This window comes from Gemmatimonadota bacterium, from assembly GCA_026706845.1.
Taxonomy (GTDB): Bacteria; Latescibacterota; UBA2968; order UBA2968; family UBA2968; genus VXRD01.
The window spans coordinates 23,180-32,336 of record JAPOXY010000052.1 but is presented as its reverse complement, the minus strand read 5'-3'; the positions used below and the strand labels follow the sequence as shown (position 1 = coordinate 32,336).

At 51.7% G+C, this 9,157-nt stretch carries 8 protein-coding genes; 5 read left to right on the top strand and 3 right to left on the bottom strand.

Annotation, left to right across the window (positions count from 1 at the left end):
- The first annotated feature begins 472 nt into the window (after positions 1-472).
- Positions 473-1,093 carry an arylesterase gene (locus OXG87_05115; GenBank protein ID MCY3868916.1) on the top strand — a complete coding sequence of 207 codons (621 nt, stop codon included), beginning with the start codon at positions 473-475 and terminating at the stop codon, positions 1,091-1,093.
- Between the two features lie 5 nt (positions 1,094-1,098).
- Here the strand turns inward: OXG87_05115 and OXG87_05110 are convergent, their stop codons facing one another.
- The 3 genes from OXG87_05110 to OXG87_05100 are packed head-to-tail and all read right to left on the bottom strand — an operon-like array spanning position 1,099 to position 4,395.
- Positions 1,099-3,348 carry an FtsX-like permease family protein gene (locus OXG87_05110; GenBank protein ID MCY3868915.1) on the bottom strand — a complete coding sequence of 750 codons (2,250 nt, stop codon included), beginning with the start codon at positions 3,346-3,348 and terminating at the stop codon, positions 1,099-1,101.
- Positions 3,257-3,658 carry a hypothetical protein gene (locus OXG87_05105; GenBank protein MCY3868914.1) on the bottom strand — a complete coding sequence of 134 codons (402 nt, stop codon included), beginning with the start codon at positions 3,656-3,658 and terminating at the stop codon, positions 3,257-3,259. Before OXG87_05105 ends, OXG87_05110 begins: the two co-directional genes overlap by 92 nt.
- A gap of 47 nt (positions 3,659-3,705) precedes the next feature.
- The gene (locus tag OXG87_05100; GenBank protein MCY3868913.1) at positions 3,706-4,395 is read right to left on the bottom strand and encodes an ABC transporter ATP-binding protein; all 690 of its coding nucleotides are present in this window, start codon (positions 4,393-4,395) and stop codon (positions 3,706-3,708) included.
- A 135-nt stretch (positions 4,396-4,530) separates the two neighbouring features.
- Here OXG87_05100 and OXG87_05095 point away from each other — a divergent pair, with 135 nt between their 5' ends.
- The 4 genes from OXG87_05095 to OXG87_05080 all read left to right on the top strand — a co-directional run bounded on the left by OXG87_05095 (position 4,531) and on the right by OXG87_05080 (position 9,114).
- On the top strand, positions 4,531-5,715 hold the full coding sequence (locus OXG87_05095; GenBank protein MCY3868912.1) for a CinA family nicotinamide mononucleotide deamidase-related protein: 1,185 nt from the start codon (positions 4,531-4,533) through the stop codon (positions 5,713-5,715).
- A 28-nt stretch (positions 5,716-5,743) separates the two neighbouring features.
- Positions 5,744-6,787: a phosphoribosylformylglycinamidine cyclo-ligase gene (gene purM, locus OXG87_05090; protein ID MCY3868911.1), complete on the top strand. Its 1,044-nt coding sequence runs from the start codon at positions 5,744-5,746 to the stop codon at positions 6,785-6,787.
- Between the two features lie 74 nt (positions 6,788-6,861).
- The gene (locus tag OXG87_05085; protein ID MCY3868910.1) at positions 6,862-7,710 is read left to right on the top strand and encodes a TauD/TfdA family dioxygenase; all 849 of its coding nucleotides are present in this window, start codon (positions 6,862-6,864) and stop codon (positions 7,708-7,710) included.
- Positions 7,711-7,719: 9 nt separating this feature from the next.
- Positions 7,720-9,114: a sulfatase gene (locus OXG87_05080; protein MCY3868909.1), complete on the top strand. Its 1,395-nt coding sequence runs from the start codon at positions 7,720-7,722 to the stop codon at positions 9,112-9,114.
- Positions 9,115-9,157: the final 43 nt, after the last annotated feature.

Genomic DNA, 9,157 nt, shown 5'->3' with positions numbered 1-9,157 from the left:
TGCTGAAGCAACAAGGTTTTAGAATCCCAATGCTTTAGATTTGGGAGTACGTCAATGAAACACAACATTTAACGGCTACGTCACAACGTAAAAGAGGTTGGCCCAAAAGCTGTTGACACACCGCATGTACCTGTCGGTGTGATCTGGGGTCCTCGCGCCGTCCCGCCAAGAACTCGCGCGAGGGCCTTTCTTTTTAGTACACGAAATGGTTGCCTTCGGGCCAACCATGTCACAAATTGAAATTTTCCCGAAAAACAAAAAGCACCTACCCGTCCCTTCACCAAATCGCCAAATTTGACGCAAGGAACAAGCAGGTGCCTCGTGGACTGGTATGGCAACGCTGCTGAAACGCTGTGCGTTTCGAAAATATTGTTTTTTTCTCCGGCCAGTCGGCAAAAAATATAGCCAATCTTATATTTGGGGTCAAGGGAGAAAATGGATTGGGGCTGGTAGATATGAATGAGGATAAAAAATGAAGCGGTTTCTCATCGTTATTTTACTCGGATTGATATGGACAGCTCAGGCGGAAGAAGACCGCAAGACGATTTTGTTTTTGGGAGATAGCCTGACCGCGGGTTATGGCCTGGATAAAACGCAGGCTTTTCCCGCGCTGATTCAGGCAAAGATCGATTCGCTCGGGTGGGGGTTTGATGTAATCAATGGCGGACTGAGTGGCGAGACATCGGCGGGAGGATTGCGGCGGGTCAACTGGTTGCTGCGGCGAAAAATCGATGTGCTGGTGCTGGCATTGGGTGGCAACGATGGCTTGCGGGGGATTCCCACGACTGAAATGCAGCAAAATTTGCAGGGGATTATAGATCGCGCAAAAGAGAAGTATCCAGATATTCAGATCATACTTATGGGTATTGAAGCGCCGCCAAATTTGGGAGATATATATACGACGGCTTTCCGTGCGGTGTTCCCTGTTCTATCTGAAAAGAATCGCGTGCCTTTGATACCCTTTTTATTGGAAGGGGTTGGTGGAATTCCGGAACTGAATCTGCCAGACCGCATTCATCCCAATGCTGAAGGGCATCGGATTATAGGAGAAACCGTGTGGCGCGTGCTTAAACCGGTTCTGGAAAAGAAGTGAGAAAATCACACTTCGCCTCGCAAAATTTCGAGTGGAGGGCGGTCGGCTATGCCGCGGCTGTTGAGCATGCCGACAAAGATAGTGAGCGCAGTGACGAGAGCAAAGACGCCGGCAATGGCCGCAGTGGGCAAGGCAAAGTGGATGTCGAAAATAAAGACGGTGACCGCCCAGGCACCGCCAATAGAGAGTATGAGTCCCGTCAGGGTAGCGAGTGCGCCCAGGAAGGTGTATTCCAGCAAGAGTATGCGGCGAATTTGTTTTTGAGATGCTCCCAGAGTACGCAGCAAAACGGCTTCACGAATGCGTTGATAGCGGCTGGTGGTGACTGCGGCAGTTAGCACAATGAGTCCGGTAATCACACTAAAGAGTGCCATGAAGCGCACGACAAAGGCGATTTGTGAGAGTACATCGTCAACGGTTTTGAGAATGAGGCCGAGGTCAACAGCCGAGACATTGGGATATTGTTGAACCAGCGTGCGTTGCAACATAGCGGATTGTTCCGTTGTGTTGATGCGCGTGGTCAAGACGTGAAACTGGGGAGCGGTTTCGAGTACGCCTTTGGGAAAGACTATAAAAAAGTTTGGCTGAATGCGCTGCCAGTCAACTTCTCGCAGGCTTTGTACTGTGGACTGAACGGGCACACCCTGGATGTCGAAGGTCAGGGTATCGCCGAGCGAGACGCGAAGCGAACGGGCAATGTCGCGCTCAAAAGAAATGGGGATGGGTTCTTCTGTCCATGTTGCATCGATCCATGTGCCGCCTACGAGGCGTTCTGAATCAAAGAGGTGATCGCGATAGGTCGAGCGGTATTCGCGTTGTATTGCCCAGCGCCGCACGTCGTGTATTCTACCGTAGGAACGCGCCTCCTGGCCTTTGATGCTCTTCAGGCGCATGGTTACGATGGGGGCATGGTGGATGACGGGCAGATTCTGTTTGCGAAGCAACGCGCTCACACCTTCAATTTGATCAGTTTGCACATCGACGAGCACAAAGTTGGGACGGTTGTCACCCCCTGCGATGGCAATTTGAGCGAGCAGGGCGTGTTGCACAATATAGAGCGTGGTGATGAGAAAGGTGCCGAGGCCCAGTGCGAGCATAAGAATTACGGTCTGGTTATACGGACGGTAGAGATTGGCCAGGCCCTGTCGCCATACGTATTGCCAGGTTGTGGGAAAGAAGCGGCGAACGGTTTTGACGATGAGCCACGATGCGCCTACGAGCAGTCCAAAGGCAATGCCAAACCCGATGGCAATGCCAATTCCAATGAGGATACTGCTGGTTTGCAAAATGCCCAATCCCGCGACAATGAGGCAAATCCCGCCGATGGTCATCAGTTGCAGGGGGTCTATTTTGGATCGCACATTTTCAAAAGATGCCCTCAAGGTGTGCAGGGGCGATGTGCGACGTATCGGCAATAGGGGAAGCAGGGCGAAGAGCAGCGATAGGCTCAGGCCAATGCCAGTGCCCTGAATAATCGCCCAATAGGAAAACTGAATATCGAGTTCAATGGGCAGGATTTGTGCGAGAACACCGGGCAGGAGATACTGAATACCCACACCGAGAAGAGAACCGCATCCCGTGCCAATAAGGCCCAGTGCGATGGCCTGGATGGCGTAAATGCAGAGGACCTGATTAGATTGTGCTCCCATGCAGCGCAAGATGGCGACGGTTGTTATTTTTTGGCGCGTGTAAACGTGAATGGCACTGGCAACGCCGATACATCCGAGCAAGAGGGCGGCAAAGGCGACCAGACTGAGGAATATGTAGAGATTGTCCAATATGCGGTTGAGGCGTCTTTGACGGCTGGCAACGGTTTCGGTACGCAAATTTTGATCCCCTCGATAGGGGCGAAGTTCGCGCTGGATAGATCCGATTCTCGTGCTGCTATCAAACTTAAAATAGGCCACATAAGACGCCAGACTGCCAAATTTGATGAGGCCCGTTTTATCGAGATGTGATAAGGGGATGTACACACGCGGTGCCACTGTGGCAAAGGCCATGGCCTCGCCCGATATTTTTGTGATGCGTCCGCCTATGATAAAGGTGTGGTTGCCAATTCGCACGGAATCGCCGACCTGAACGCCAAATTGGACGAGCAAGCCGTCGTCGAGTAGCGCGTGATGGGTGTGCTGAAAGGTCTTCGCCGCTTCTGATGGATTGGTTTCAAATGCGCCGTAATAGGGAAAGTCGCCTTGTAGCGCGCACCTGTACCAGGCGGGTCCCGCCGTTTTTGGGAAAGAAGACCATCGAGGCAAAGCGCACTTCTCGGGATTGCTCCCCACCCCAGGAGTTGAATAGGGAGTCAACCGCAGGCGCAAAAGCGCGCTGGCTGCTGACGCGCAAATCAGCACCTAAAAGTGTGCGCGCTTCGTTTTCGACAACGCGTTGCAGGTTATCGCCCAGAGCGCGCACAGCTACGAGCCCACCCACGCCGAGCAATATGCACGAAATAAAGAGCAGCAATCGGCGGCGATACGTGCGGCTATCGCGCCAGGCCATGCGCCAGGTCCAGGCGTTGAAGAGTGGGCTGGAGGTCTGGTTTTTGATGCTGGTGATTCGATCCATAAATTAGATTAAGAATTAGGAATGGGGAGGGGTATCCTGTTCATCCTTTAATCCTGCACATCCTGATCCACTTTGCCTCCTTGCAGGTGGATGATGCGCTGCGTGCGTGCGGCAATATCGTGATCGTGCGTGACGAGGATGAGGGTTGTGCCCGCTTCTCGGTTGAGGTCAAAGAGCAGATTGGCAATGGTATGGCTGGTGTCGGCGTCGAGGTTGCCCGTAGGCTCGTCGGCAAATAAAATGCTCGGTTGGTTGATAAAGGCGCGTGCAATGCCCACGCGCTGTTGTTCACCTCCCGAAAGCTGGGTGGGATAATGCGTCAAGCGGTCGCCCAATCCCACGCGGTCGAGCAATTCTCGCGCTTCGCCAAACACACCGTTTTGACCGCGTAGTTCGAGGGGAACCGCGACATTTTCAATGGCGGTGAGAGTGGGGATAAGTTGAAAGCTCTGAAAGACAAAGCCCACGTATTCATTTCGCACGGCTGCGCGTTGGTCTTCGTCGAGGCTGTCGAGGGCCATGCTGTGAAGGGTGACTGTGCCCGATGTTGGACGATCAAGTCCAGCACACAGACCAAGTAGCGTGGTTTTACCACTGCCAGAAGGCCCTACTATGGCACAGGTTTGGCCTTTGGGGATGGTGAACGTGACGTTGTCCAAAACGGTGAGTGGATGTCCCCCACTCGTGTAGGTACGGGTGAGGTTTTGAACTGCGAGTGCTGCGTTTGGATGGCTCATAGATATTGGTGATTAGTGGTTAGCAAAGCATGTACGCTGATTATCTCTTGCGTCTCTGGTTCTAATTCTTACCTTTGTGAGACCTCAAAACATAACATAGAGTTCCATTATGTGCAAAAAATGAGTGGAGGAGACATGCAAGCTGAGATTGTGATGATTGGAACGGAGTTGTTGTTGGGTGAAATTGTAGATACCAATGCCACGATGTTTGCCAAAGCACTGCGCGATATTGGAATGGATTTGTTGTATAAAACGACTGTGGGGGATAACGAAGATCGGATTGCGAGCGTTTTGAATATTGCGCTGGATCGATCAGATGTAATTCTGACATCGGGGGGCATTGGTCCTACGGTGGATGATATGACGCGGCAATGTGTGGCGCGTGCAACGGGACGCAAGCTCGTTTACAGTAAGGTATTGGAAAATCAGATTGCGTCGCGGTTTCGCAATTTTGGCCGTGAGATGGCAGATAATAACAAGCGACAGGCGTATATTCCCGAAGGCGCTATGCCACTGGAAAATCCCATGGGCACGGCGCCTTGTTTTTTGAGTGAAGATGCCAGGGGGCGCGGCTGTGTGATTTCGCTTCCGGGGGTGCCGCGGGAATTGGATTATATGTTGCACAAGGTCGTGATCCCGATTTTGATCGATCGCATGGGCGGTCGCAAAATTACCATGGTGCGCGTGTTGCGAACCTGTGCGGTGGGCGAGAGCAATATTGATCGCACAATTGGGGATTTGATGACTGAGAGCAATCCAACTGTGGGATTGGCAGCACATGCCGGGCAGACGGATGTGCGCGTGACGGCAAAAGCGGATACAGAGGAAGAAGCCGATGCGTTGATCGCGCCGATGGAAGCGGAAATCAGGAAGCGGTTAGGGGTTGCGATTTACGGTACGGGGAAAGAGACAGTGGCCGAGGCCGTGGGCGATTTGTTGCGAGAAAAAGGGTTGAAAATTGGGGTGGTGGATACGCTGACAGACGGTCAGGTCGTGCGGGAGTTCGAGGAGAATGGCGCAGGTGATGTGGTGGCCGCGCAAAGAGATGCTAATATGGATGGACAGGATGACCCTCGCGCTTTGACCGAAGCGATGGCTCAGGAGGTTGCGCCCGAGGATGGTGTGGGGCTGGCAATGGTTGGTCCTTATGAAGGTGGCGCGACGTTTATGGCTGTTTATGGCTCTGATCCACAAGCGCGAACATGTATTGCAAGTCGCCGCTTTCAGGATTCAGATCATATCCGTCGATGGTTGGTGATTCAGGGTTTGGATCTGGTGCGTCGGGCGGTGTTGGGCAAGTTGGCTTCGCCAGCAGATTAAATGAAATAGAATAAATAGGAGGAACGCAGTGCCGGATAACGAGTCTTTGTCTTATTCGAAGAGTGGCGTCAATATTGATGAAACAGATGCTGTTAAAAAAGATATGGCTTCAGATATCGGGCGCGGCGATTCGAGAGTGCTCAATAAATTAGGGGCCTTCGGCAGTCTGGTCGATGGCCGTTTTGAGGGGTATGATCACCCGATTCTCGTGCTGAAAACCGAGGAGCCTGGTTCAAAGCAAAAGTTGGCGTTTGAACACGGAAGCGTCAGGTCTATTGCCTATGATCTGGTCAATCATTTGATCAATGATATTATCGTTATGGGCGCTGATCCTTTTTATCTGCAAGATTGTATTGTCTGCGGTAAACTCGATCCCCCTGTTGTCAAAGCACTCGTTGGGGGGATTGCCGATGCTTGTGAGGCACAGGGATGTGCATTGACAGGTGGAGAAACATCTGTTCAGCCAGGGGTTGTCGAAGATGGGGTGTATATTTTGAGTGCTTCGGCTATTGGAGTTGTCGATAGGAATAATATTATTGATGGCTCTGCGATTGAGGATGGAGATGCGGTTCTCGCGCTTGCATCCAATGGTCTGCATACCAATGGCTATACACTTGTCAGGGCATTGTTGAAGAATAAGCCAGAGTTGAAAGATCGAGATATTCAGGGGGTGTCCTTTCTCGATATGATTTTGCGGCCACATCAGTGTTATTATCAGCCTCTGAAGGGTCTGTTTAAGGACGAGGGGTTGAAGGGGATGGCACATATTACCGGTGGCGGTATCCAGGATAATCTGTCTCGCATTCTTCCCGAGACCTGTCGGGCTGTGATTGATCTCTCACAACTCCAAATTCTCCCCATCTTCAAAACGATTCGCGCAGAGGGTTTGGTGCCAGAAGACGATATGCTGCGGACTTTTAATATGGGTGTGGGGATGACGCTTGTGTGCGCCCAGAATTCTGTGGCGAGGATTAAGGCTCATCTACAAAGCGCGGGATGCCATGTGTATCCAATCGGGCGCATTGCCAAAGGCCAGGAAGGCGTTGTGTTCACGGGAAAAGTTCGGTGGTGAAGGGATAGGATATGAGATCTAAAACTTTAGAACGAGCGGTTCCCTTTGCGTGGGATAATTGAGAAAGGACATACATGGACACACCATATCGCATCATTGACGTGAAGCCCCTATCTGGGGCACTCGGCGCTGAAATTGAAGGCGTTGATATTGCGTCGGAGATCAGTGAGGAACAATTCGCTGAAATTCATCGGGCCTTTGCGGATTACAGTGTGATTCTCTTTCGCAATCAGTCCCTCACGCAGGAACAACATATCGCATTTGCCCGACGCTGGGGGGATATCAATGTCAACCGTTTTTTTACGGGCGTAGCGGAAAATCCCATTATTGCCGAGGTGCGAAAAGAACCCGATCAGGAAACTAATATCGGTCGCAACTGGCATACCGATCATTCTTATGATACCATTCCCGCACTCGGCTCGATTCTCTACGCACGGGAGGTTCCCGAGTTTGGTGGCGATACGATGTTTTCCAGTATGTACAGAGCGTACGAAACCCTTTCGCCGGGGATGCGGAAGACGCTTGAAAGCTTAAATGCTCTGCACTCCAGCCGACATGTTTTTGGCGTAATGAAAGGCAGAAAACCCGATCAAAGCGGTCGGATTGGCAATCCCGAACTCGCCACGCAGGATGCTGTTCATCCCCTGATCATAAGGCATCCCATTACGGGTCGCAAAGCACTTTACGTAAATCCCATATTCACCGTTCAAATTGAGGGGTGGAAAAAAGAAGAGTCTCAACCTCTGCTTCAGTATTTGTACCAGCACGCTTCCCAACCGGATTTTACATGCCGCATTCGCTGGGAAGAAGATGCCCTCGCTATTTGGGATAACCGCGCGACATGGCATTGCGCTCTCAATGATTACCAAGGACAGCGACGCCTCATGCACCGCATCACGATTGAAGGCGTGCCGTTAAATTAGGAGTAGCTCATGCAAACGCGCCGCGATTTTTTATGTACTACCTTTACGAGTACTGCTGCTGTACTCGCCGCAAGTGCTTTTCCCTCATCGCTTTTCGCACAACAAAAATCCAATGTGCTCTTTATTGCTGTGGATGATCTCAATGATTGGATTGGCTGTTTGGGGGGACACCCGGATTCTGTAACGCCAAATTTAGATCGCCTGGCGAGTCGAAGTACTTTATTTACCCGTGCGTATTGCAATGCGCCTGCGTGCAATCCCTCGCGTGGTAGCCTGGTGACTGGCAAATTGCCCACGACAACGGGGGTGTATGAAAATGCCCATTCATTCCGGCAGCAGGATCCAGATGCCGTAACTCTGATGCAGCATTTTATGGGCAATGGATATTATGTTGCGGGTAGAGGGAAAATCACGCGGCAAGGGAGACCTGCTGATGTGGTATCCTATCACGACTATGTTCCCCAGGGACGGGATCCACTGCCTCCCAATCCACCGCTGAATGGTCTTCCAGATCAAGGCAGGTTTGATTGGGGACCAATAGATGTGCCGGTGGAGGAAATGGACGATTGGAAAGTGGTGCAGTGGGGCAAGGAGATGCTGAATAAGAAGCACGACAAACCCTTCTTTTTGGCCTGTGGACTCTATCGCCCGCACCTGCCGTGGTACGTGCCCCGAAAGTATTTTGATTTGTATCCTTCGGACGAGATCACATTGCCAAATATAGACGAAAACGATCTCGACGATGTGCCTCCTATCGGGCGATCCTTTGTCGCGCGGCGGGGTGATCACAAAAAAGTGACTGAGACGGACAATTGGCGGAGAGCTGTCGCGGGGTATCTCGCCTGTATTCGATTTGCCGATGATATGATCGGGGAATTATTGGATGCACTCGACAATAGTTCTTATGCCGACAACACGATGATTGTTCTGTGGGGAGATCACGGCTGGCACCTGGGCGAGAAACTCCATTGGCGCAAATTTGCTCTTTGGGAAGAGGCCACGCGCGTGCCTCTTATGATTTCAGCACCGGGCCTGGCATCTGGACGATGCGACCGCACGGTCAGTCTGGTCGATCTGTATCCAACATTTATTGACGTCTGCGGCTTGCCCAAAAGGGATGGTCTGGATGGTGTGAGCTTAAAATCCCTGATGGAGCAGCCCGACCGAGAATGGGACCGACCCGCGCTGACCACGCATATTCGGGGCAATCACAGTGTGCGCTCTGAACGATGGCGATACATTCGCTATTCAGATGGGACAGAAGAACTCTACGATCACGAAAATGACAGCCTTGAATGGACAAATCTTGCAGGCGATGCTCAGTACAAAGACATCATAGATGCGCACGCAGCCTGGATACCTAAAGTGGAAGCACCTACCGCAGAACCTCTGCGCCGCGAGTAGGGATTAATCGGTGGACAATTCCTCCCGAAACCCGGAGAAAATC

What these genes read in the sequence shown, in the direction of transcription:
- OXG87_05115 (MCY3868916.1), top strand. Translation starts at nt 473, where the DNA reads ATGAAGCGGTTTCTCATCGTTATTTTACTCGGATTGATATGGACAGCT.
- OXG87_05105 (MCY3868914.1), bottom strand. Translation starts at nt 3,658, where the DNA reads ATGGATCGAATCACCAGCATCAAAAACCAGACCTCCAGCCCACTCTTC.
- OXG87_05100 (MCY3868913.1), bottom strand. Translation starts at nt 4,395, where the DNA reads ATGAGCCATCCAAACGCAGCACTCGCAGTTCAAAACCTCACCCGTACC.
- OXG87_05095 (MCY3868912.1), top strand. Translation starts at nt 4,531, where the DNA reads ATGCAAGCTGAGATTGTGATGATTGGAACGGAGTTGTTGTTGGGTGAA.
- OXG87_05085 (MCY3868910.1), top strand. Translation starts at nt 6,862, where the DNA reads ATGGACACACCATATCGCATCATTGACGTGAAGCCCCTATCTGGGGCA.
- OXG87_05080 (MCY3868909.1), top strand. Translation starts at nt 7,720, where the DNA reads ATGCAAACGCGCCGCGATTTTTTATGTACTACCTTTACGAGTACTGCT.